A 23,321-nucleotide genomic window follows, 5' to 3' on the forward strand; every position below is an offset into this window, starting at 1 on the left:
AAGGTCTTTTGATGATCCATTTACCTCACACCGATGCGCTGTGCGCGCTAACGAAACCCTATTGTCTGGATTCGGTGCCAGACGGCCTGTTCGATCGGGCGATGAGCGAAATCAGTCTGTTCCATTGCCAGTACACACCTGGCTATGAACGCTGGCTGCACGCCAATGGACTGGATGCCAAGGCGTTAATGTCGATGGATGACTGGTCAAGATTGCCGCCGGTTTTCGCCAACTTTTTCAAACGCCATTTACTATTGGGACCGTCGGGAGAAGGCGCGCTGGAGCTGACATCGTCAGGCACCAGCGGCCAAAAAAGCCGGATGCGCTATGACACGCGAAGCATGGCCGCAGCCCAAGGCATGGTGAACCACATTTTCCGACATTACGGCTGGGACACCCCCGACAGCCCCTGCAACTACTTGCTTTTGAGCTATGAACCCGAAGCGACCATCAGTCTGGGAACCGCCTACACCGATCAGTTTTTATGCAGTTATGCGCCCGTCAACCGGGTCGTTTACGGATTGCGCCTGACTGGCAGTGGCCACGCGTTTGATCTGTTTGGCATCGTCCGCGCCTTGCAGGAATTCGCCGAAGAAGGTTTGCCCGTGCGCATTCTCGGATTTCCGGCGTTCCTGTCCCACGCGCTGCAACACATGATCGACACCGGCATCGCGGACCTCAAACTGCCAGCCGAGTCATTGGTGTTTCTCGGTGGCGGCTGGAAAACCCAGGCCGCACAGCAGATTCCTCTGTCACAGCTGTATGAGCGAATCAATCGCCAACTGGGTATCGAGTTGTCCCGCTGCCGGGATGGCTTTGGTGCCGTCGAACACGCCGTGCCCTACGTCCAGTGTGCTCACCAGCACTTCCATGTGCCGGTGTATTCAAAAGTCTTCGTACGCAACCCCACTGATTTCAGCGTCCAGCCTTATGGCCAGCGCGGCTTGCTTGGGTTTGTGTCGCCGTACATTTCTTCAAGCCCGGCGCATGCCGTAGTGATGAGCGATCTGGCAACGCTACACCCCGGCGCAACCTGCGGGTGCGGCCTGGCGACCGACTGGTTTGAACTGCATGGACGCGCCGGAACCTCTGCCAGCCGAAGCTGCGCGATGGCCGCGTCCGAACTTATTGGAGGGATGTGACATGTATTTGATCAATGGCCAACTGCGTGACGATGTCCCTCTTGAGTCAACGCTTGAGCGTCTACACCAACAACTGCCACGCCTGCTGAGTGGGCCGATCGACAGTGACACCGTGATCGAAACCGCCGCTCGTTTTGCGTTGCGATTACAGACCAATCGGCTTGATCTACCCCTCGATGAAGAACAACACCAAGGGCTAATCGACTTCTGCCAACGCGAAAATCTCAGTACAAAGCTTGAGCGAGAACTGGGCGTTCAACCACGCTCGCTACGCCGAATCGACTACCGGCAAACGAGTTTTGAAAGCTGGCACCCACTGGGACTGGTGGTTCATGTGACACCGGGCAATGCCCCGATGCTGGCGTTCTGCGCGGTCGTCGAAAGCCTGCTGGCCGGCAACATCAACTGGCTGCGCCCCAGCGCCAGTGATGAAGGATTGACTGCGCGGCTGCTCGCCGCCCTGGTGCAGTGCGACAACAGTGGCAAACTGGCCGATTTCATTGCGGTCTTGCCTGTCAGCACGGCGCAGATCCCTCAACTTTGCGCTCACGCTGATGGTGTGTCGGCCTGGGGGGGTGAAATGGCCCTTCACGCCATTCGCCAGCACCTGCGCGCCGGCTGTCGCTGGATCGATTGGGGGCACAGAATCAGTTTCGCCTACCTGTCGCCAGACGCGGCCACTGTTCCAATGCTGGATGCTTTGGTGGACGAGGTTTGCAGTCTGGATCAACAGGCCTGCTCCAGCCCGCAATGGTTGCTCGTCGACAGCTGCGACCCGGGTGTCTTGCAGGGCCTGGGTGAACGACTGGTCGAAGCGTTCAATCGTCGCGCCCCGCAGTGGCCGGCGCTGGTACCGACAGATCAGGAAGCTTCGGAAATCATCACCCGAACTGCCATGGCCCGGCTGGAGCAGTGCTTTGCTGACAAGGTCGGTCAGGTCTGGACCGGCGCCGGATGGCGAATCATCTGGGAGCACGATCAAACGTTGGCGCCGTCGCCGTTGTTTCGCACGCTGCTACTTAAACCGGTGCCGCAACACTTGATCGCCGAGACGTTATTGCCGTGGCGCACCGTGCTGCAGAGCTGTGCATTGATATGTTCTCCCACACAAACTCCCCTTCTGGTGCGCACGTTGGTCAGCGCCGGGGTCACGCGCATTGCGCCTTGCGGGTTTATTCACGATGGCTACACCGGTGAGCCGCATGACGGCGTCTACGCCCTGTCTCGCCTGAGTCGTCGCCTCTCGGTGAGCTTGTCACCGGGTGCGGCGATCGGCCGGGCGACACTCGACGCGCGACCTGTGCAGCCCGACACACGCCAAGCCCCGATCATGGATAAAAACGGGTTCATGACTCAGCCAGTCAGTGCCGCGGCACAGCTTTATTTTCGTTCGGGAGGAAGCAGCGGTACACCGGCGTTGGCGGGATTCAGTTATCGCGACTTCCAGCGACAGATGCGCGCAGCCGCCGATGGCATGTTTGCCGCAGGCCTAAATCCTGCTACGGACCGGGTGATGAACCTGTTTTACGGCGGAAACTTGTACGGCGGTTTTTTCAGTTTTTCCACGATTCTTGAACAAATGGGTGTGACCCACTTCCCGATGGGGGCACCGCCGAATGACGACCTCAGCGAAATAGCCCGGATGATCGTGGACCACCGCGTCACCGTGCTGATCGGCATGCCGAGCACCTTGCACCGCTTGTTCTTCAATGAACAGGAGCTTCTTCGGGCTTATGGCGGCATCGACAAAGTGTTCCTCGGCGGCGAACACCCGGCTGAGGCCAGCCTGCGGCTGATGGAAAGTTGTGGGGTGGAAGAGACTCGCTCGGCGATCTATGGCTCGGTCGACGCAGGCCCTCTTGGACATGCCTGCGCCGCGACGGCCAATGGGGTGTTTCATTTGATGTGCGATACCCAGCACCTGGAGATCGTACACATCGAACAGGATGTGCCGGTTCGGGCCGATGAGGTCGGTCGTTTACTGTTCACTTCCCGGGCGCGGGAAGGTCAGGATGTGCACCGGTATGACGTGGGCGACACCGGTCGCTGGGTACCCGGAGCTTGCCCTTGCGGGCTCGACTCGCCGCGATTCGAGTTGCTTCAGCGCCACGGCAAGTTGCTGCGGATCGGCACACAATTCATTTCACCGCAGGCGTTGCAAGACAGCGTCGGCCGACCGATTCAAATCCTCCTGGACCATGCGCCGGACGGTATGGAACGGCTGCGTGTTCTGGTGAATTCAGACGCCGATGAAGTTCTACACAATCTATTGACTGATGAATCACTGGCTAACGCGGTGAATGATTCATTTTTATCGGTGGACGTTCAAGAGTGTGTTGAATCAGCGTTCACTAGAAACACACACAGCGGTAAAACTCCGTTGGTCATTGATAAACGAACATAAATAGATCGCTATTTTACAGCGACATGTCTTTTAACCCTGAAACACCTGATAGATAGAGAACCCAGTGAATTCAATTTATTCGCTTGAACAACTCGTGCCTTATATACGGCAGCATTCAAACTTCTACCGTAAACATCTGCAACACTTGCCGGCGCAAGACGTGACGCTAAATGACCTGCCCTTGACCAATACGGCTGACTATTGGGCAGACAGTGATGATTTGAATCTTTGGGGCGTGCTGACCGGCAAAATCGAGGACGGGCTGGTATTCAAAACCGGTGGATCGACCAGCCATGGCAAACTGAGTGTTTATACCAACAGCGAATGGCAGACGCTGGTGGGCACCTTCGGTGCCAGTGTTTCTGCCCAACTGGAGAACGGTGACCGCGTCGCCAATCTGTTCTTTTCCGGCGATCTCTACGCGAGCTTTGTGTTCTTCCACGACTCACTCGCGCAGGTCAAAAAATCCATCTGCGAGTTTCCCTTCACGGGTAACGTCGATATGGCTGTACTGGCCGATGCGGTAGATAAACACAGGATCAACGTATTGGCCGGCATACCCGCTCAATTGTTGCAATTTGCCGCCTACCTGCACCAACACCATCGGGCGCTGCTGGGAGTTGAAACCTTGCTGTACGGCGGCGAAAGTCTGTTTCCCTCGCAAATCGCCGTCCTTAAAACAGTGTTCCCCAATGTGCGGATTGCCTCCGCCGGCTACGCCAGCGTCGATGCTGGCCTGATCGGGGCCAGCGCTCGTGATTGCGCCTTGGGTGAGCATCGGACGTTTGAACCGCACACGTTGCTGGAAATCGTCGATGAACTCACCGGAGAAGTCATTGAAGAGTGTGATCGCACCGGTTTGCTGGTGGTCACCAACCTGACCCGCCAACTCATGCCAATGCTGCGTTATCCGGTAGGCGACCGTGCTTGTTGGCGTGAGCCGGCCACGACGCCGATGCGCAAATTCGCACTCAAGGGACGTAGCGCCCACAGTCAGCGAGTTCGGGTGGGTTCGGTGACCTTTCTGGTCGACGAAATCCTGCAGATCCTGCAGCGTGTCGCTTCCAGTGAGCAATGGCAGTTGGTGATCGAGCAAGAAGAATGCAGGGATATCGTAACGGTGAGGTGGGTACCTGACACGCATTCAACCGCCTCCGTCCCCACCTGCGACGCGCTGCATAAAGCACTGGTCGACCACTATCCCGGCATTGAGGAACTGAATCGCGCGGGGTTGCTGACCTTGCGCGTATTGTCCTGCGCGGTCACTGATTTGAAACTTCACCCGCGCTCCGGCAAACAGATGCGGGTCCTGGACCTGCGGGTATACGACACCCCCGTTACGGAGCGCATGTGATGTTCAAGCTTGTTTATCGCCGCTACCAACCCGGTGATGGGAGCGCCGTAAGCCAGTTGTTTCGCGAGGTCTACGGGGATCATTACGCTCGACCGGATGTTTATCTGCCAAACATGATCAGCCAGCACAACGCCGACGGCCACTGGACATCCATGCTGGCGGTGGACGGCGAACGTGTTCTGGGACACGCCGCGTTATGCCATGACACGCTCTCAGATACCACTGAACTGGCCCTCAGCGTGGTCCATCCGGCCGCGCAAGGGCGAGGAATCTCGTCACATCTGAGTCGGGAATTGCTGTTCCTGTCGCAAGCACAGGGGGTCAAGCGCATCCTGATCAAACAAGTCACCCACCATCCCTACACGCAGCGCATGGCGTTCGGCATTGGCTTTCACAGCACGGGACTGCTTCCCGACTACGCGCCGTCACCACTCACCGCGCCTCTGCCGGAAACCATCGTGATCGGTTGCTACTCGGTGGAAGAACACGCTCGCCCCCTTCCCGACCTCGCATGGCCGGAGAGTTGCCGCAGGTTGATGCAGCGTTTGAGCGCGGTGTTCGGGACGTGCCAGCTCATGGCATCGCCACCTTCGATGCCGTTGCAAATCCGCCAACACTATCAACGCTACGTCATCGTCATTCACCGCTTGAACGAGCGCCTGCTGGACCAACTCTGGCGGCTGCCCGGCCATTGGCTGATTTGCGCCAAACTCCAGTTGTCACAGCACTTCACCGAGGACCTGCAGCGAATGACGATGCTCGGTTTCACCTTCACCGGGTTGATGCCCGCTCCCGGCGACCATGGATGGTTCGCCCTGTTTCATCGAGGGGCGAGGCCACGCCACCTCAGCCTGCATTGCCCGGACATGCAACAGTTGCACGACGACTTGCAGCGCAACGTCGGGGCACTGGACACCGCGTGTTCAGCCGCTTGAGTCCTTCTTGTAAACGTTAAGACCCGGCTGTGCGCAAAGCTCCACCAGCCAGTCGACAAACACCCTCACCCGCCGAGACAACTGGCGGTGAGGCGGATACAGCGCCGTCAGCGGCATCACCGGTGGCGGCACGTTCGCGAGTACTTCACACAGTCGCCCTTCCTCGAGTTGGCGGGCGACGTGGTAATACGGCGTCTGAATCAGCCCATACCCGGCCTCACAGGAGGCCAGATAGCCGTCGGCACTGTTCACCAACACCTGTTTGGGTAAATCCATGTGCTGTACTTGATCGCCGAGCTGGAATTCGAGCCCGAAACGCTTGCCGGTGCTCGCGGAGAAGTACTCCACCATCCGATGCCCTTCGAGGTCTTCCAGACACTGAGGCGTTCCGTGGCGTTGCAAATAGTCCGGGCTGGCACACGTGACCTGATCCAGCATGACCAATGGCCGTGCCACCAATGAATCGTCCAGTGCCTGGCCACCGCGCAACACGCAATCGACACCTTCGCGAATCAGATCGACGGGACGGTCGTTCAACCCGAGCTCCAGTTCGATCAACGGATAACGGCGGGTGAATTCGGGCAGCTTCGGAATCACCATCAAGCGCCCTATCCCCGCCGGCATGTCCACACGCAGCAGCCCTTTGGGGTTGTTCCGTGCGGCGGAAAATACCGCTTCGGTTTCCTCCAGGTCTGCCAGCAATCGCACACAACGGGGGTAATACGCCGCGCCGTCGAGGGTCAGGCTGATCTGTCGCGTAGTACGTTGCAGCAGTTGCACCCCGAGATGCGCTTCAAGTTGCTTGATCAAAACAGTGACCGATGCCCGGGGTAATTGCAGGCTGTCCGCCGCTTTGGCAAACCCGCCGAGCTCGACGATTCGGGTAAATACGCGCATGGCGTTGAAACGGTCCATTGCTGTGGTGCTCTTGCTGATTATTTAGATTTTACGAACAGTGATAGCAGTTTTAGCCGGTTTATCTTGTTTCTGTCGAGGTCGACACTGTGCGCTCACACCACAGGGAGTTGATTTCATGCAAACACGTCAATTGGGCAAAAACGGCCCGCAAGTCTCCGCCATTGGCCTCGGCTGCATGGGCATGACCGATTTCTACACCACGGGCGTGGACATCCGCGAGGCCACTGCCACCCTGCATCGTGCGCTCGAATTGGGGATCAACCTGCTCGACACCGCCGACATGTACGGCCCTCACACCAACGAAGCATTGATTGGCAAAGCCATTGTCGGCAAACGCGAGCAGGTGTTTCTGGCGAGCAAATTCGGGATCGTCCGCGACCCGTCCAACCCCACGGCACGGGGCGTCAATGGACGGCCGGAATACATTCGCACGTCTATCGACGGCACCCTCAAACGCCTCGGCGTGGAAACCCTGGATTTGTATTACCAGCATCGGATCGATCCGCAGGTGGCCATCGAAGAAACCGTCGGCGCCATGGCCGAGTTGGTCAAGACCGGCAAGGTGCGTTACCTCGGTTTGAGCGAAGCCTCGGCCGCCACGCTGGAACGGGCGCACAAGGTGCATCCCATCAGTGCGCTGCAAAGTGAGTATTCGTTGTGGAGTCGCGATCAGGAAGAGAACGGTTGCCTGGCCGCGTGCCAGCGATTGGGCGTCGCGTTTGTGCCCTACAGTCCATTGGGGCGCGGCTTTCTGACGGGTGCGTTAAAAAGCCCGGATGACTTCGCGGCAGACGACTACCGGCGTTTCAGTCCGCGTTTCCAAGGCGAAAACTTTGCGAAGAATCTGTTGCTGGTGCAGCAGGTACAGGCATTGGCGACAGACAAAGGCGTGACAGCCGGTCAGTTGGCGTTGGCCTGGGTACTGGCGCAAGGTGACTACCTGATTCCGATTCCAGGGACCAAGCAGCGTAAATACCTTGAAGAAAACGTCGCCGCCCTGGAGGTAAAACTCAGCCGCGACGAGCTGCAAGCGCTGGAAGGAATCTTTCCGGCAAATGCGACGGCAGGCTTGCGCTACCCGGAGGAAGTCATGAAGTTGCTTGACCGCTGACAACATTGCCGGCCCGTTCGTTGTCCGGAACGGGCCGGCAACCGATCATGCCTTGGCGTTGACGCCCTTGTCCAAAGGGACCGTGGTTCCGTTGCCTTTGCCATAAGTGTGCAAGTTCTGCAGCACGTAAATAGCCGTCTTGTATTCCGGGATCAGGCCAACGGCGTACTTGTCACCTTTGATGCTGTTGTTCTGGATGGTGTCCAGTTGGGTGGCAAAGTATTCCAGCGCATTAAACTTCGCATCCGGGTCGTTCTGTACCCCGAACCGGTCAAACTTGTCACCGGCGTTCATCAATGTCATCGAGGTGATATCAGAAATAAGCCCTCTGCCTCGTAAGAAGGCGGCGAGATTGCCCAGTTGTTTCGACGAAACATTGGCCGGGTCGAAGCCTTTAACGTTTCTATGCAGTTTTTGTTCATCCATTTTCGCCGTATTCAGCGCGTTGGGATTGGTGCCCACCAATGCCAGCATCTGCTTGACTCTGGCGTTTTGCGTCACAGGCTTGCCGTTGCTACCTGTGTTCTGAATCAGCAGACCGGCCTTGGCCGTCCAGCCCCCGGTATAGCCGATAGTCATGACTGAATTCCCGACTGCGTCACCATAAACAACTCCTTGTCCGACCGAGTTTAAAGTCGGCGAGTATCGGCGTGGCAACTGGCCACACCAACAACTTATTCCATATTTTTACAATTTCCGTACATTTCAAATACAAACGATCAAGTGTTTAGTTTTATTGCTCTAAACACACTGTCCATAAAACGTATGAACAACTGAACAGGCTCTTTGTACGTCTTGTTTAGTTCGTTTATTTCAGACTCGATACGCTCAGTGCCTGACACCTCGCTATCACACCTCCCAACCTTGGACGGTCGTACCTAAAGCTATCCCTGCGCAGGCCGATAGCCCGACGAAGCACCGCCGCTTAATCCAAGCCCAATAATAAAAGTGCTGCACACAAGGACCGGTCCCATGCCCCCATTCCGTACCATTCAGGGTCGCTACACACTATTTCTGGTGCTGTTTATCCTGCTGCTGTTTGGCCTGACGGTGGCCGGCATCAGCCAGTTGGTTGCGCCTAAACTGCGCCATACCGAGGAACAGGTCGCCCTCAATCGCATCGCCGAAGTCGCCCAACAAATTCAGGGTGAACTGAACAAGGTTCAGGCCCAGCAGCGCAGCATTACCCAAACCATTCCTTTGCTCGACAGCGCCGCCATTGACACGGTGTTGCCAGGCCTGGTGGATCAGTACGGTGAATTGAAAGTGTTCGGTGGCGGGATCTGGCCATTGCCCGGCCAGCGCGAAGCCGGGCGAAACAAGTTCAGCACTTTCTGGCACCGCGACGCCTCGGGCAAGCTGGCGGCCAATGCCTTCTGGAACAGCGACGCCGCGCCGAACTATTACGACCAGGCCTGGTACAAGGGCGGCATGCAAACACCACGAGGCCAATGCGCCTGGGCGGCAGCCTACAAAGATGACGCCAGCGCCGAGCCACGCACCAACTGCGCCATGGCCATTCAGAAAAATGGCGTGGCGTACGGTGTCTCGACCATCGACGTGACGCTGGGCTTCTTCAACGACCTGATCGCACGCAAGGAGAAAGACCTCGGCGCTGAAATGCTGATCGTCGAAGCCGATGGCAAGATCATCAGCAACAGTTCGCGCATCAGCGGCCCGATTGTCCTGAAAAACATCAGTGAACTGGCAGGCAACTCGCCGTTCGCCAACCTAGTGAAAGCCGGCCTGCAAAACCGCGACCCGTCGCAGCGCGTCGAATTTGATAACAACGGTGAAGACAGCACCTTCTTCATGCGCCCGATCGAAGGCTCGCCGTGGTTTCTCGCCACGGCCTTGCCGACCAAACTGATCACCGCCCAGCGCGATGACGTCCTGAGCACATTGAGCCTGTTGCAAATTCCGATGGTGATCCTGCTGGCAATGCTGCAGATCTACGCGATCCGCCAACTGGTCCAGCGCTTGAAAATCCTCAAGGGCAATATCGATGCGCTGTCGACCGGAGACGCCGACCTGACCAAGCGCATCATCATTCGCGCCGAAGACGAACTGGGCGCCATCGGTCATTCGGTCAACGCGTTTCTTGTCTACTTGCAGAACATGATCGGTGAAGTGACCGAGGCCACCGGCGCAATGGCGTCCAGCCTCGACAATCTGCAACGTACCTCGGCGCATACCAGTCAGATTCTGGTGCGTCATGCCTCGGAAACCGATCAGACCGTCACCGCCATCACCGAAATGAGTTCGACCGCTGAAAGCGTCGCGCAAAACGCTGCCGAGACGGCCGCTTTCACCAAGCGCGCCAACGAAAACGCCGACCGTTCGCGGGTAGTGGTCGGCGAAGCGTCCAGCAGCGTGATTGCATTGATCGAAGAGGTGGCGAGCGCCACCCACAAGGTTGAAAGCATGCAGCAGGACGCCCAACGCATCACCGAGATTCTCGGGGTCATTGGTGCCATCGCCGGGCAAACCAACCTGCTGGCGCTCAACGCGGCCATCGAAGCCGCGCGGGCCGGTGAGCAAGGACGAGGCTTTGCGGTGGTTGCCGATGAAGTCCGCGCCCTCGCCGGCCGCACGCAGGACAGCACCTCGCAGATCAATGAAATGCTGACGCGCCTGACCCAAGGTGTCAGCTCATCGGTCAGTGCGATGGAAAACACCCAGGCCAGTTGCCAGTCCGCCGCCGATGCGACAGCACGGGTCAACTCCGGCCTGGATGAAATGGCCGGTTCCGTCAGCCACATCAACAGCCTGAGCACCCAGATCGCCACCGCCGCCTCGCAACAAAGTGCGGTCACCGAAGAGATCAACCGCAGCATGGTGCAGATCCGCCACATGGTGGAAGAACTGGTGAAGAGTGGTCAGGCCAGCGAGCTCAATACCCGGCAATTGCTGGAAGCCAATGCGCGGGTGAGCTCGATCATGGGGCGGTTCAAGGTTCGGTGATTGCCTGAACCTTGAATTGAACCCGAATCCGAATCCGAATCTGAACCCGAACCTGTACCTGTACCTGTACCTGTACCTGTACCTGTACCTGTACCTGTACCAGTACCAGTAGGAGCCGAGCTTGCTCGCGATAGCGGTGTGTCAGTCAACAATTATGCTGGCTGACACATTGCTATCGCGAGCAAGCTCGGCTCCTACTGGTTTTGCATTGTCTGTGCGGTTATTTCTGCATTACTTAGAAACACTCTCCTCCCTCATCCGTGGCTAAACTGGTCAAAATGCGTCTTTTTTGACCGTCACCCGAGTCGAGATCCCTCCCATGCGAACCCACCTGCGTCTGGCCGCCCTGAGCGCCCTTCTCATCTCCTCCCTGGCCCAGGCCGCCGACCTGATCCCCATCGAAGTTCACCGCGACGCCAACTGCGGCTGTTGCAAAAAATGGATCAGCCACCTTGAAGCCAACGGGTTCAAGGTTGAAGACCATGTCGAAACCAACATGAGCGAATTCAAACAACAGCACGGTGTGCCGCCGCGTCTGGCGTCGTGTCATACCGCATTGATCAACGGCAAGTTCGTCGAAGGCCATGTCCCGGCGGATCAGGTGCTGGCGTTGAGCAAGCGTGACGATCTGCTCGGTGTTGCAGCCCCTGGCATGCCCATGGGTTCGCCCGGGATGGAAATGGACGGCATGAGCGATGCCTACCAAGTGATCGGCCTGAAAAAGGACGGCACGGATGTCGTGGTGGCGGACTACCCCGCCCATTGATGTCCGGTGCTTACCTCGGGCTGTTCTTCGCGGCGTTCGGTGCCGCGACGCTGCTGCCGTTGCAGTCCGAGGCCGTGCTGGTGGGGTTGTTGCTCAGCGACCGCTATTGGCTCTGGTCGCTGTTGGCCGTCGCCACACTGGGCAATGTGCTCGGTTCGCTGGTGAACTGGTGGCTGGGGCGCGGCATCGAACGCTTTCGCGACCGGCGCTGGTTTCCGGTCAGCCCTGGTCATCTGGAACAGGCGCGAAAGCACTATCAGCGTTACGGCCATTGGTCCTTGTTGCTGAGTTGGGTCCCGATCATCGGTGACCCGCTGACGCTGGTGGCTGGCGTCATGCGTGAGCCCCTGGGGCGATTCCTGGTGATCGTGACCCTGGCCAAAGGCGCCCGCTATGGCGTGCTGGCCCTGGCCACGTTGGGCTGGGTGGGTTGAACGATCAGGCGCGGCGATTGCCTGTGTTTAATGTCGCGCTAATCATGTCGATTCAGCATCGGCGGATTTTCTACGGAGTTCACCCATGCCCCTCGCCCTCTCCCGCTGGCTGCCCAGCCTGCTGTTGACCGCCGCACTGCCCCTTGCCGCCCATGCCGAAGGACCGGAATACGGCCCTGAATTGCAAGGCTTCGAATACCCCTACACCGTCAAGCATTTCGCCTTTGAGTCCCAAGGCAAATCCTTGCAAATGGGTTACATGGACGTCGCCGTCCATGGCAAGGCCAACGGGCGCAGCGTCGTCCTGATGCACGGTAAGAACTTCTGCGGCGCAACCTGGGACCGTTCGATCAAAGCCCTCAGCGAGGCCGGCTATCGCGTCATCGCACCGGACCAGATCGGTTTCTGCACCTCCAGCAAGCCCGATCACTATCAGTACAGCTTCCAGCAACTGGCAACCAACACCCAACAACTGCTCAAGGCCCTGGGCATTCAGAAGGCCAGTCTCCTCGGCCATTCCACCGGTGGCATGCTCGCCACCCGCTATGCGTTGCAATATCCCGATCAAGTCGAACAACTGGCGCTGGTCAATCCCATAGGCCTGGAAGACTGGAAAGCCCTTGGCGTGCCCCACCGCACGGTCGATCAATGGTACGCGCGCGAACTGAAGCTCAATGCCGACGGTATCCGCACCTATGAGCGCAACACCTACTACGGTGGCCGCTGGAAGCCGGAGTTCGATCGCTGGGTCGACATGCTCGCCGGCCTGAACAAAGGCCCGGGGCATACACAGGTCGCGTGGAACTCGGCGCTGATCTACGACATGATCTTCACCCAACCGGTGTATTACGAATTCAAAGACCTGAAGATGCCCACGCTGTTGCTGATCGGGACGTCCGACACTACCGCCATCGGCAGTGACATTGCCTCGCCAGAGGTCAAGGCCAGACTCGGTCACTACGACGTACTGGGCAAGGAAGTGGCGAAACTGATTCCGCAGTCGACCCTGATTGAATTTCCCGGCATGGGCCACGCGCCGCAGATGGAAGAACCGGCTCAATTTCACAAGGCCTTGCTCGACTGGCTGAACAAAACCAACCCTGTTCATTGATGAGGTAAGGCGGATGGCGGTGCAGATTGCGGTGATCGATGACTGGCAGGATGTCGCTCGCGACGTGGTGGACTGGTCGGTGCTGGAAAACGTCGGCGAGGTGAGTTTTGTCCATGACTACCCGGCCGACAATGAAACCCTGGCCGAGCGTCTGGGCGCCTATGAAGTGATCTGCGTGATGCGCGAACGCACCCGGTTCGATGAAGACCTGCTGCGGCGGCTACCGAAACTCAAACTGCTGGTGACCGGCGGCATGCGCAACGCGGCACTGGATTTCAAAGCGGCGGCGGCGCTGGGGATTCAGGTCTGCGGCACGGACAGCTACAAACATGCCGCGCCAGAACTGACCTGGGCGCTGATCATGGCCGCCACTCGCAACCTCGTGGTCGAAGCCAACGCGTTGCGCGCCGGTCAATGGCAACAAGGGCTCGGCGGTGATTTATACGGCAAGACCTTGGCGATCCTCGGGCTGGGCAGCATCGGCAAGCGCGTCGCGCAGTTCGGGCAAGTGTTCGGCATGCGGGTGATTGCCTGGAGCGAGAACCTGACCAGTGACGCGGCAGCCGAAGTCGGCGTGACCTATGTCAGCAAGCAGGAACTGTTCGAACAAGCGGATGTGTTGTCGGTGCATCTGGTGCTCAGTGAGCGCAGCCGGGGCCTGGTCGACGCACAGGCGCTGGACTGGATGAAGCCCACGGCACTGCTGGTCAACACCGCGCGCGGGCCGATTGTCGACGAGGCGGCGCTGATCAAGGCGTTGCAGAAGAATCGGTTGGCGGGGGCGGCACTGGATGTGTTCGAAGTGGAGCCACTGCCTGAACATCATCCGTTCAGGACCCTGGAGAACGTGCTGGCGACGCCGCATGTCGGGTATGTGAGCCGACAGAACTACCATTTGTTCTTTTCGCAGATGATCGAGGATATTCAGGCATGGTCGGTGGGGAATCCAATCCGGCAGCTCACCTGAGACCGAGTGATCGTTCATCGCGGGCAAGCCCGCTCCCACAATTGATTTGTAGCGTTCACAAAATCGTGTGGGAGCGGGTTTGCCCGCGAAAGGGCCATAAAAACCGACATAAAAAATACAAACTGAACGCACCGCAACAGTGCACCACCTCTCCCCCCACGCCCATTTCCGTGACTCGCCAGTCCCGTTTTGACCCGCCCCCAAAAATAAACCTGCACTTCGTCGGTGCGTTTGCCCCTTCCGGACGTTGTTCTTTTACCCTCTAGAAACCGATTGTCGAACAATTTCACCACTTGACCCGCCCCGCTCTAGGATCTGGCCTAGACTCATTTTCGCGAGGTAAAACCGGTCGGTCATCTGGCTGTAAAAAACTCGAAACTTTCGGTCCTGGCCATGGGTCAGGTTAAAGGTAGGGCTACAGCGACTGGTGCATTCCTTGCAACGGCCCCTCCACCCATCTGCTTCAACGCATTGGGCAGCATTTGCCACGATGCGTGCGCGTTTGCGCCCGGCCACAGGATAGGGCCACCCCCTTTGTGCCAGACCTAAGCATTAGATCAACACCACGGGAGATTCATATGATTAGTGCGGCTTTAGATATTCAGGGAGAACGTGCTCATCAGCAGGTCGGCGAATCGAGCGCCGTCAATGCACCGAGCGCGCAATCGATCAGCGTCCCCGGGACCAAGACGCTGACACCAGCTGCCAGTCAGAATCCAAACAGAAAAAAAGTGTTGTTCGTCACCTCCGAAATTGCCGATCTGGTGAAAACCGGTGGCCTGGGCGACGTTTCCGCCGCGCTGCCTCGCGCCATGTCGCACCTGCACGATGTGCGGGTACTCATTCCCGGTTACCCGCAAGTGCTGCACAGCGAAAACCCGATTCATATCATTGGTGAACTGGGCGGGCACGCCGCACTGCCGCCCTGCAAGATCGGGCGCATGGACATGCCGGACGGTCTGGTCATTTATGTGCTGATCTGCCCTGAGCTCTACGAGCGCGAAGGTTCGCCTTACGGCGCCAACAATGGCCGTGACTGGCCAGATAACCACATTCGCTTCGCCCGCCTGGGCCTCGCCGCCGCCGATATCGCTGCCAATCTCGCGCAAATTCACTGGTGCCCGGATCTGGTGCATGCCCATGACTGGCCTGCGGGCCTGGCGCCGGCCTACATGCACTGGCGCGGGCAGCGTACGCCAACGCTGTTCACCATCCATAACCTGGCCTACCAGGGCGTGACCAGTCTGGGTTCGTGCCCTGAACTCGGCATACCCGCACACGCCCTGCAACAGGAAGGCATGGAGTTCTACGGCAAGATGTCGTTCCTCAAGGCCGGCATGGCGTATTCGAGCCACATCACCACCGTCAGCGCCACTTACGCCCAGGAAATCACCACGCCGGCCTTCGGCTGCGGTCTCGATGGCTTTCTTGCCGCCAAGACCCAGCAAGGCCTGCTCAGTGGCATTCCCAACGGCATCGATGAGAGTTGGGACGCGGCCACTGACGCCCACCTGTTCTGCCCGTTCAGCATTGGCGACTGGGACGGCAAAGCGGTCAACGCCGCGCATGTCCGCGAACTGTTTGGCCTGGAAGACTCCAAGGGTCCGCTGTTTGCGGTGGTCTCGCGGCTGGTCTATCAGAAAGGCCTGGACCTGACCGAAGCGGTCTCCGAATACATCGTCAAATCCGGCGGCCAGATTGCAATCATCGGCCGTGGCGAGCCGGAAGAAGAACAAGCCATGCGTGAGCTGGCCTTGCGTTTTCCGGGGCAGATCGGCGTGCGCATCGGCTTCAACGAAACTGACGCCCGTCGCATGTTCGCCGGCAGCGATTTCCTGCTGATGCCTTCGCGTTATGAACCCTGCGGCTTGAGCCAGATGTACGCCCAGCGTTTCGGCTCGTTGCCGGTGGCGCGCAATACTGGCGGCCTGGCCGACACCATTGAAAACGGCGTCACCGGATTCCTGTTCGACGAATCCTCCGTCGAGAGTTACCAGGAAGCCCTGAGCCGTGCATTCAAGGTGTTCGCCTTCCCCGACCTGCTGCATGCGATGCGTTGCCGGGCGATGGCAGCCCCCTTCAACTGGTGCAAGGCAGTGGAACCCTACGCCGAACTCTACGAACAGCTTGTGGCGAAGGCCTTGGGTAAATCGGGCCGACAATAAGAGAAGAGGTTTTCAACGATGCCGTTACGGACCCTTGAGACCTGGCCCCACGGCGCAATCATGCTGGACGCAGAGCACACGCGTTTTGCCTTGTGGGCGCCTGATGCGTTTTACGTCAGTGTCGAACTGGAAAATGGACAATCCTTGCCGCTGCTGCCTCAGGCGGATGGTTGGTTCGTGATCAAGACCCGCTGCCTCGCGGGCACCCGTTACCGCTACAACATCGATGGCGAGCTCGAGGTGCCGGACCCGGCCTCCCGCGCGCAGGCCGGCGATATCGACAGCCACAGCGTGGTGGTCGATCCGCTGGCCTATCAATGGCAACACAACACCTGGCAAGGTCGGCCATGGAACGAAGCGATCATCTACGAGCTGCACGTCGGTGTACTCGGCGGTTACAGCGCCGTCGAGCAGCACCTGTCGCGCCTCGCTGAACTCGGCATCACGGCTATTGAACTGATGCCATTGGCGCAGTTTCCCGGCGAGCGCAATTGGGGATACGACGGTGTTTTCCCTTACGCCCCCCAGGCGTCCTATGGCTCGCCCGAGCAACTCAAACACTTGATCGACACCGCCCACGGCCTCGGCCTGGCGGTGATTCTCGACGTGGTTTACAACCACTTCGGCCCGGACGGCAATTACCTGCATCATTACGCCAAGGGCTTTTTCCGCGACGACAAGCACACACCGTGGGGCGCGGCGATCGACTTTCGGCAGCGCGAGGTGCGGGATTTTTTCATCGATAACGCGTTGATGTGGCTGCTCGAATATCGCTTTGACGGTTTGCGCCTGGACGCGGTGCACGCCATTGAAAGCCCGGACTTCCTTGAAGAACTGGCGCGACGGGTGCGCCAGCAAACCGAACCCACACGCCATGTGTGGCTGATGGTGGAAAACGAACACAATCAGGCCAGCCTGTTGGAAAAAGGCTTCGATGCACAGTGGAACGATGACGGCCACAACGCCCTGCATGTGTTGCTGACCGGCGAAACCGACGCCTATTACGCCGATTACGCTGAACAACCCACCGAACAACTCGCTCGCTGCCTGAGCCAGGGCTTCGTGTTTCAGGGCCATATCAACCGCCACGGCACGCCACGTGGCGAGCCCAGCAGTCACTTGCCGCCGACAGCCTTTGTGCTGTTTCTGCAAAACCATGACCAGATCGGCAACCGCGCGTTAGGCGAACGGTTGCACCAATTGACCCACCCCGATGCACTTTATGCGGCCACCGTGTTGCTGCTGCTGTCGCCGATGATCCCGCTGATGTTCATGGGCGACGAATTCGCGGCACAGTCACCGTTCCTGTTTTTCACCAGCCACCACGGCGAGCTTGCAGAACAGGTGCGCGAAGGTCGGCGCAATGAATTCGCAGCGTTCAGTGCCTTTGCCGATCCGCAGCAGCGCGAACAGATTCCCGACCCCAATGCGCCGCAGACCTTCCAAGCCTCGCAACCGCAGCGAAGCGCCAGCGCACTGCCGGCAATACACGAGCTGTACCGGCGCCTGCTGCAACTGCGCCACCAGCACCTCATCCCGCGCCTGCCCGGCACCCAGGCATTGGGCACCGACGTATTGGGCTACGCGGCGGTGAGCGCCCGCTGGCGACTGGGCGATGGCAGTGAGCTGCGCATTGACCTGAACCTCAGCGACGCGCCGGTGGTCCACACCCCACAGGCCGACACGATCTTGCTGTTCGAACACCCGCCCCACTCGGCCGGCCTGTTGCACCAGGGCAAACTTGCCCCGTATTGCGCGCTCGTCAGCCTCACGGCCGCAGCCCCTTTGCCAGATTCGAATGGAGAGCGCCCATGAGCGACGCGCAACTAGAAATACTGGCCAGCCGCGCAGGCCTGGCCGTCGACTGGATCGACGCCAATGGTCGCCCACAGAAAGTAGCGCCGTCGGTGTTGCGCGCGGTCCTCACTGGCCTCGGCCATCCGGCGGGCAGCGCCCAGGAAATCGATGCGAGCCTGCTAGAGCTGCAAACCGTCCAGCAGACCCACCACCTGCCGCCGCTGATGACGGTCGACGTCGGTGGCGGCCTCGATCTGGCGCGGTACTTCGAGCCCGAAACGCCCTGCGACATTCATCTCGAAGACGGCTCGCGGATCTACCTGAAACTCGACGCTCAGGCCGTGCTGCCGGGGCTGATTCCGGTCGGCTACCAGCACGTCAGCATCGACGGGCAATCCTTCACCCTCGCGGTGGCGCCCGACCGTTGCTACAGCGTCGGCGACGCGGTCGACAATCCGATCCCACGTACCTGGGGCCTGAGTGTGCAGCTGTACTCATTGCGCCGTGTCGGCGATGGCGGTTTCGGTGATACCCAGGCGCTGGAGGACCTCGCCCGGGTGGCGGGTGAACGCGGTGCCGAGGCGTTGGCGATCAGTCCGTTGCACGCCATGTTCAGCAGCGACACCCAGCGCTACAGCCCGTATTCGCCGTCCAGCCGCTTGTTTCTCAACAGTCTGTACGCCGCACCCGGAGCCGTCCTCGGTGAACGTGCGATGCGCGCGGCGATTGACGCCACCGGGCTGACCACCGAACTGCAACAGCTCGAACAACAGCCACTGATTAACTGGCCCGTGGCCGCGCAAGCCAAGCATCGTGTATTGCTGGCGTTATACGAAGGTTTTGTCCACGGCGAACACCCGCTGCATGAAGACTTCAGCAGCTTTCGCCATGCCTCGGGTGAAGCGCTGGAAAACCACTGTCGCTTCGAAGCCCTTCAAGAGCACCGCGCCGCCTTGGGTGAAAGCCTCGACTGGCGCGAGTGGCCCGAGCAATGGCGCGACCCGCGCAGCGCCACCCTCGCCGAATTCGCTGAAGAGAACGCGGCACGCATCGGCTTCTTCGCCTTCTGCCAGTGGCTGATTACCCGGTGCCTGGAGCGCGCGCAAACCGCCGCCCGGAGCGCCGGCATGAGCATTGGCCTGATCGCCGACCTGGCGGTGGGGGCCGACGGCGGCGGCAGTCAGGCCTGGAGCCGGCAAGACGAGTTGCTCGCCTCGCTGACCGTGGGTGCGCCGCCGGACATCCTCAACCGTACCGGCCAGGGCTGGGGCATCTCCGCGTTTTCGCCCGAGGGCTTGGTGCGCAACGGGTTTCGCGCCTTCATCGAAATGCTCCGCGCCAATTTCGCCCACGCCGGCGGCTTGCGCATCGACCACATCATGGGCCTGCAACGGCTCTGGGTGATCCCCAACGGCGCGCCCCCCAGCGACGGCGCGTACCTGTATTACCCGGTCGACGATTTACTGCGGCTCCTGACGCTGGAATCCCATCGGCATCAAGCCATTGTGCTGGGCGAAGACCTCGGCACCGTGCCCGATGGCCTGCGGGAAAAACTCATTGCGCGCTCTATCCTCGGCATGCGCGTGTTGCTGTTCGAACAGGACAACGCCCACTTCAAGCCGATCCTCGACTGGCCGGACAACGCGCTGGCGACCACCAGCACCCATGACTTGCCGACGCTCAATGGCTGGTGGCATGGTCGTGACATTGACTGGAACGCCCGGCTCAGCCTGATCGACGCCAACGGCGAAATCGAGTGGCGCCAACATCGCGAGCGCGAACGTGAAGGCTTGCGTCGGGTGTTGAGCCAAGATCCGCAGAATTTTCGCGAAGAATCCTACGAAACCGATCAGGTGCTCGACGCCAGCATCCGGTTTCTCGGGCATACCCGCGCACCACTGGTGTTGCTGCCACTGGAAGATGCCCTCGGTATCGAACAGCAGGCCAACCTGCCCGGCACTATCGACACTCACCCGAACTGGTCACGGCGCCTGCCCGGCGACAGCGAGGCCCTGCTCGATGATCCAGACGCGGCCCGGCGCCTGGAACTGCTCGCCTGTGCGCGGCTTCAGGCAGGTGAGCGTGACCAATGACGCCTGTGTTTATCCAACCGCCGCGGGCGACCCTGCGGCTGCAATTTCATAAAGGCTTCACCCTGGATCAAGCGGTGCCGCTGGTGCCGTATTTCGCCAGTCTGGGCATCAGCCACGTGTATGCCTCGCCCCTGCTTTCCGCCCGCACAGGCTCCCTGCATGGCTACGACGTGGTGGACCCGACGACGGTCAATCCCGAGCTGGGTGGCGAGGCGGCGCTGCGGCGTCTGGTCGATGCCCTGCGCGCACAGCGGATGGGGCTGATCCTCGACATCGTGTCCAACCACATGGCCGTGGGTGGCGCGGATAATCCCTGGTGGCTGGATTTGCTGGAATGGGGGCGCTTGAGTCCCTTCGGCGAGTTCTTCGACATTCAGTGGCACTCGCCGGACCCATTGATGGAAGGCCAGTTATTGCTGCCCTTCCTTGGCAGCGACTACGGCATCGCGTTACAGGACGGCGCCCTGCCCCTGCGTTTCGATGCGCAAGGCGGCAGTTTTTACGTGCAGCATTACGATCACCGCTTTCCGATCTGCCCGATGCACTTCGGCGAACTGCTGACAACCGGTGCCGAACCGCTTAAATCGTTGGCAGAACGCTTCACCACTCTGAGTTACCAAACCGACGCTCATCGCCTGGCGGCGCCACTCAAAACCGAGTTGCGCGAACTGGCCAGCGCCCCGCTGATGCGCCAGTCGATCGAGCAGCACCTCGGCGCCTACGACTCGCTCACACCCGAAGGCTTCCAGCGCTTGCACGCCTTGCTTGAGCGCCAGAGCTATCGCCTGGCAAGCTGGCGCACAGCGGCGGATGACATCAACTGGCGGCGCTTTTTCGATGTCAACGAACTGGGCGGCCTGCGCGTCGAGCGCCCGGCGGTATTCGAGGCCACCCACGCGAAAATCTTCGAACTGGTGGCGCAAGGCCTGATTGACGGCCTGCGCATCGACCATATCGATGGCCTCGCCGATCCCCGTGGTTACTGCCGCAAACTGCGACGTCGGGTCAATCGCCTGTCACCGGCTCGACACCTGCCGATCTACGTCGAGAAAATCCTCGGCCAGGGTGAAACCCTGCACCGCGACTGGGCGGTGGATGGCACCACCGGGTATGAGTTCATGAACCAGGTGTCGCTGCTGCAACATGATCCGCAAGGCGCCCTCACCCTCGGCAAACTCTGGCAGCGCTACAGCGAACGACCCGCCGACTTTGGCCAGGAAGCCCAACTGGCACGGCAGCAAATCCTCAATGGTTCGTTGGCCGGTGATTTCGAAAGCGTTGCCCAGGCCTTGCTGCAAGTCGCCCGCGACGACCTGATGACCCGCGACCTGACCCTCGGTGCGATCCGCCGGGCGTTGCAGGAATTGATCGTGCACTTCCCGGTGTACCGCACGTATATCAGCCCCCGTGGCCGCTCTCCTGAAGACGAGATATTTTTCCAGCAGGCGCTGAACGGCGCTCGGCTGACCCTGAACGAAGCCGATTGGCCGGTGCTCGATTGCCTGGCCCGCTGGCTCGGCGGAGAGCCCTGGCGCAAGCGTCCGGTGGGCCGTCAGCGCAAGATCCTCAAACACGCTTGCGTGCGCTTTCAGCAACTGACGTCACCAGCCGCCGCCAAAGCGGTCGAAGACACCGCGTTCTATCGTTCGGCGGTGCTGCTGTCGCGCAACGACGTGGGGTTCAGCACCGAACAGTTCAGCGCCCCCGTGTCGGACTTTCACGCGGCCTGCACCCAGCGCCTGTCCGAGTTCCCGGACAACTTGCTGGCCACCGCCACCCACGACCACAAACGCGGCGAAGACACCCGCGCTCGCCTGGCCGTATTGAGCGAACTCAGCACCTGGTATGCCGAGCAAGTCCCCCTGTGGCGCACGCTCGCCCGGCCACTGCGCGACGACGACCAGATGCCGACGGCGGGCGACGAATTAATCCTCTATCAGGCGATCCTCGGCAGTTGGCCGCTGACCCTGCGCGGCGACGATCAGCCGGCGCTGGAGGACTACGCGAAACGTCTCTGGCAGTGGCAACAAAAAGCCCTGCGCGAAGCCAAATTGCAAAGCAGCTGGAGCGCGCCGAACGAACCCTATGAACACGCCATGCAGGTGTTTATCCAGCGTCTGTTTTCGGCGCCCGAAGGTGAACTGCTGCGCGCGGCTCTCGATAAAGCGGTTCACGCGATTGCAACATCCGGCGCACTCAATGGATTGGCGCAAACCTTGCTGCGAATGACGGTGCCGGGGGTACCGGACCTCTATCAGGGCAACGACTTCTGGGACTTCACCCTGGTCGACCCGGACAACCGCCGGCCGGTGGATTACGGCAGCCGTCAACGGGCACTTCAGGGAGCACTTCAGCGAACTGCGGACCTGCCAGAACTATTGGCGAACTGGCGTGACGGGCGCATCAAGCAATCGCTGATCGCCCACGTGTTGAACCTGCGGGCCGAGCATGCCGAGCTGTTTTCGCGAGGGACCTATCAAGCCCTTGAAGTGGTCGGCAGCCAGGCTCATCGCGTGTTGGCCTTTGCCCGCACGCGGGGAGGAAAACACGCCATCGTGATCGTGCCGATACGCTGCGCCGAACTGCTGAAAAACAGTGCCCAACCCAGGATTGATGCGCCGCAGTGGGGCGATACACGGGTCAAATTGCCGTTCGCCTGCTCCGACGAAAATCTGAAGGGACTTTTTTCCAGCGTCGCAGTCACAAAAAACAGGGAGCTGAACATCGGCGCCGCGCTGGGGGATGTCCCGGTCAATCTCTTTATCCAACTCTTTACCCAAGCTTGAGTTCAGTTCAGGAGCATTGCGATGAGTACCGACGATAAACGCGTTCGCGAATTTGCCTATCAGATCTGGGAATCGGAGGGCAAACCCGAGGGCCAGGAAGCCCGACACTGGGAGATGGCACGCAAGCTGGCCGAAGCGGAAGCCCTGGCGCCGAAAAAACCACCGAAAGCCACCGCTAGCAAAACCGCCGCGGCGAAACCTGCGGCCGGCAAGGCCAATGGCGCGCTGGACGGTAAAGCCAGCGAAGCCAAACCCAAAGCCAAGGCCAAACCCGCTGCAGCGTCGAAAGTAATTCCGCCGGGAGAAAAAGCGCTGGAGAAGAAGCCTCGCGCGTCGAAGAAGCCACCGGTCACCTGACGTTCCAAGCGCTTTGC

The 23,321-nt window shown here is 59.8% G+C and carries 17 protein-coding genes; 15 read left to right on the forward strand and 2 right to left on the reverse strand.

Features of this window, described 5'->3' with window-relative positions:
• Positions 1 to 11: 11 nt before the first annotated feature.
• The 4 genes from C7534_RS17280 (at position 12) to C7534_RS17295 (ending at position 5,835) form a co-directional block, all read left to right on the forward strand.
• Positions 12 to 1,142 (forward strand): LuxE/PaaK family acyltransferase, encoded by a 1,131-nt coding sequence (locus C7534_RS17280; RefSeq protein WP_109786469.1) that lies wholly within the window; start codon positions 12 to 14, stop codon positions 1,140 to 1,142.
• 1 nt (position 1,143) lies between these two features.
• A complete protein-coding gene (locus tag C7534_RS17285; RefSeq protein WP_109786470.1) occupies positions 1,144 to 3,546 on the forward strand; it encodes an acyl-CoA reductase in 2,403 nt (800 codons plus the stop codon).
• 64 nt (positions 3,547 to 3,610) lie between these two features.
• On the forward strand, positions 3,611 to 4,900 hold the full coding sequence (locus C7534_RS17290) for an AMP-binding protein (protein WP_109786471.1): 1,290 nt from the start codon (positions 3,611 to 3,613) through the stop codon (positions 4,898 to 4,900).
• On the forward strand, positions 4,900 to 5,835 hold the full coding sequence (locus C7534_RS17295) for a GNAT family N-acetyltransferase (protein WP_109786472.1): 936 nt from the start codon (positions 4,900 to 4,902) through the stop codon (positions 5,833 to 5,835). Before C7534_RS17290 ends, C7534_RS17295 begins: the two co-directional genes overlap by 1 nt.
• Here the strand turns inward: C7534_RS17295 and C7534_RS17300 are convergent.
• Positions 5,824 to 6,750 (reverse strand): LysR family transcriptional regulator, encoded by a 927-nt coding sequence (locus tag C7534_RS17300; RefSeq protein WP_109786473.1) that lies wholly within the window; start codon positions 6,748 to 6,750, stop codon positions 5,824 to 5,826. The genes C7534_RS17295 and C7534_RS17300 overlap by 12 nt on opposite strands.
• 118 nt (positions 6,751 to 6,868) lie before the next feature.
• On the opposite strand from C7534_RS17300, the gene C7534_RS17305 reads away from it, so the two are divergent.
• Positions 6,869 to 7,864 (forward strand): aldo/keto reductase, encoded by a 996-nt coding sequence (locus tag C7534_RS17305; RefSeq protein WP_109786474.1) that lies wholly within the window; start codon positions 6,869 to 6,871, stop codon positions 7,862 to 7,864.
• A 45-nt stretch (positions 7,865 to 7,909) separates the two neighbouring features.
• On the opposite strand, the gene C7534_RS17310 is transcribed toward C7534_RS17305, so the two are convergent.
• Entirely contained in the window at positions 7,910 to 8,443 is a 534-nt protein-coding gene (locus C7534_RS17310; RefSeq protein ID WP_046033059.1) for a hypothetical protein, read from the reverse strand.
• Between the two features lie 393 nt (positions 8,444 to 8,836).
• On the opposite strand from C7534_RS17310, the gene C7534_RS17315 reads away from it, so the two are divergent.
• The 10 genes from C7534_RS17315 to C7534_RS17365 all read left to right on the forward strand — a co-directional run bounded on the left by C7534_RS17315 (position 8,837) and on the right by C7534_RS17365 (position 23,304).
• Positions 8,837 to 10,828 (forward strand): methyl-accepting chemotaxis protein, encoded by a 1,992-nt coding sequence (locus C7534_RS17315; RefSeq protein ID WP_109786475.1) that lies wholly within the window; start codon positions 8,837 to 8,839, stop codon positions 10,826 to 10,828.
• A 319-nt stretch (positions 10,829 to 11,147) separates the two neighbouring features.
• Complete coding sequence (locus C7534_RS17325; protein WP_046032207.1) at positions 11,148 to 11,594, forward strand: DUF411 domain-containing protein; 447 nt, start codon at positions 11,148 to 11,150, stop codon at positions 11,592 to 11,594.
• Positions 11,594 to 12,028 (forward strand): YqaA family protein, encoded by a 435-nt coding sequence (locus tag C7534_RS17330; RefSeq protein ID WP_046032206.1) that lies wholly within the window; start codon positions 11,594 to 11,596, stop codon positions 12,026 to 12,028. Before C7534_RS17325 ends, C7534_RS17330 begins: the two co-directional genes overlap by 1 nt.
• A gap of 85 nt (positions 12,029 to 12,113) precedes the next feature.
• A complete protein-coding gene (locus C7534_RS17335) occupies positions 12,114 to 13,139 on the forward strand; it encodes an alpha/beta fold hydrolase (RefSeq protein WP_109786477.1) in 1,026 nt (341 codons plus the stop codon).
• A 13-nt stretch (positions 13,140 to 13,152) separates the two neighbouring features.
• Complete coding sequence (locus C7534_RS17340) at positions 13,153 to 14,106, forward strand: D-2-hydroxyacid dehydrogenase family protein (protein WP_109786478.1); 954 nt, start codon at positions 13,153 to 13,155, stop codon at positions 14,104 to 14,106.
• Between the two features lie 578 nt (positions 14,107 to 14,684).
• Positions 14,685 to 16,271: a glycogen synthase GlgA gene (gene glgA, locus C7534_RS17345; protein WP_109786479.1), complete on the forward strand. Its 1,587-nt coding sequence runs from the start codon at positions 14,685 to 14,687 to the stop codon at positions 16,269 to 16,271.
• Between the two features lie 18 nt (positions 16,272 to 16,289).
• Complete coding sequence (gene treZ, locus C7534_RS17350) at positions 16,290 to 18,086, forward strand: malto-oligosyltrehalose trehalohydrolase (protein WP_109786480.1); 1,797 nt, start codon at positions 16,290 to 16,292, stop codon at positions 18,084 to 18,086.
• Complete coding sequence (gene malQ / locus C7534_RS17355) at positions 18,083 to 20,161, forward strand: 4-alpha-glucanotransferase (RefSeq protein WP_109786481.1); 2,079 nt, start codon at positions 18,083 to 18,085, stop codon at positions 20,159 to 20,161. Before treZ ends, malQ begins: the two co-directional genes overlap by 4 nt.
• Positions 20,158 to 22,947, forward strand: coding sequence for a malto-oligosyltrehalose synthase (locus tag C7534_RS17360; RefSeq protein ID WP_109786482.1), 2,790 nt, complete (start codon positions 20,158 to 20,160; stop codon positions 22,945 to 22,947). The genes malQ and C7534_RS17360 overlap by 4 nt, the downstream gene beginning before the upstream one ends.
• 21 nt (positions 22,948 to 22,968) lie before the next feature.
• On the forward strand, positions 22,969 to 23,304 hold the full coding sequence (locus tag C7534_RS17365) for a DUF2934 domain-containing protein (protein ID WP_109786483.1): 336 nt from the start codon (positions 22,969 to 22,971) through the stop codon (positions 23,302 to 23,304).
• Positions 23,305 to 23,321 lie beyond the last annotated feature (17 nt).

Origin of the sequence: Pseudomonas sp. OV226, from assembly GCF_003148705.1 — a bacterium.
Taxonomy (GTDB): domain Bacteria; phylum Pseudomonadota; class Gammaproteobacteria; order Pseudomonadales; family Pseudomonadaceae; genus Aquipseudomonas.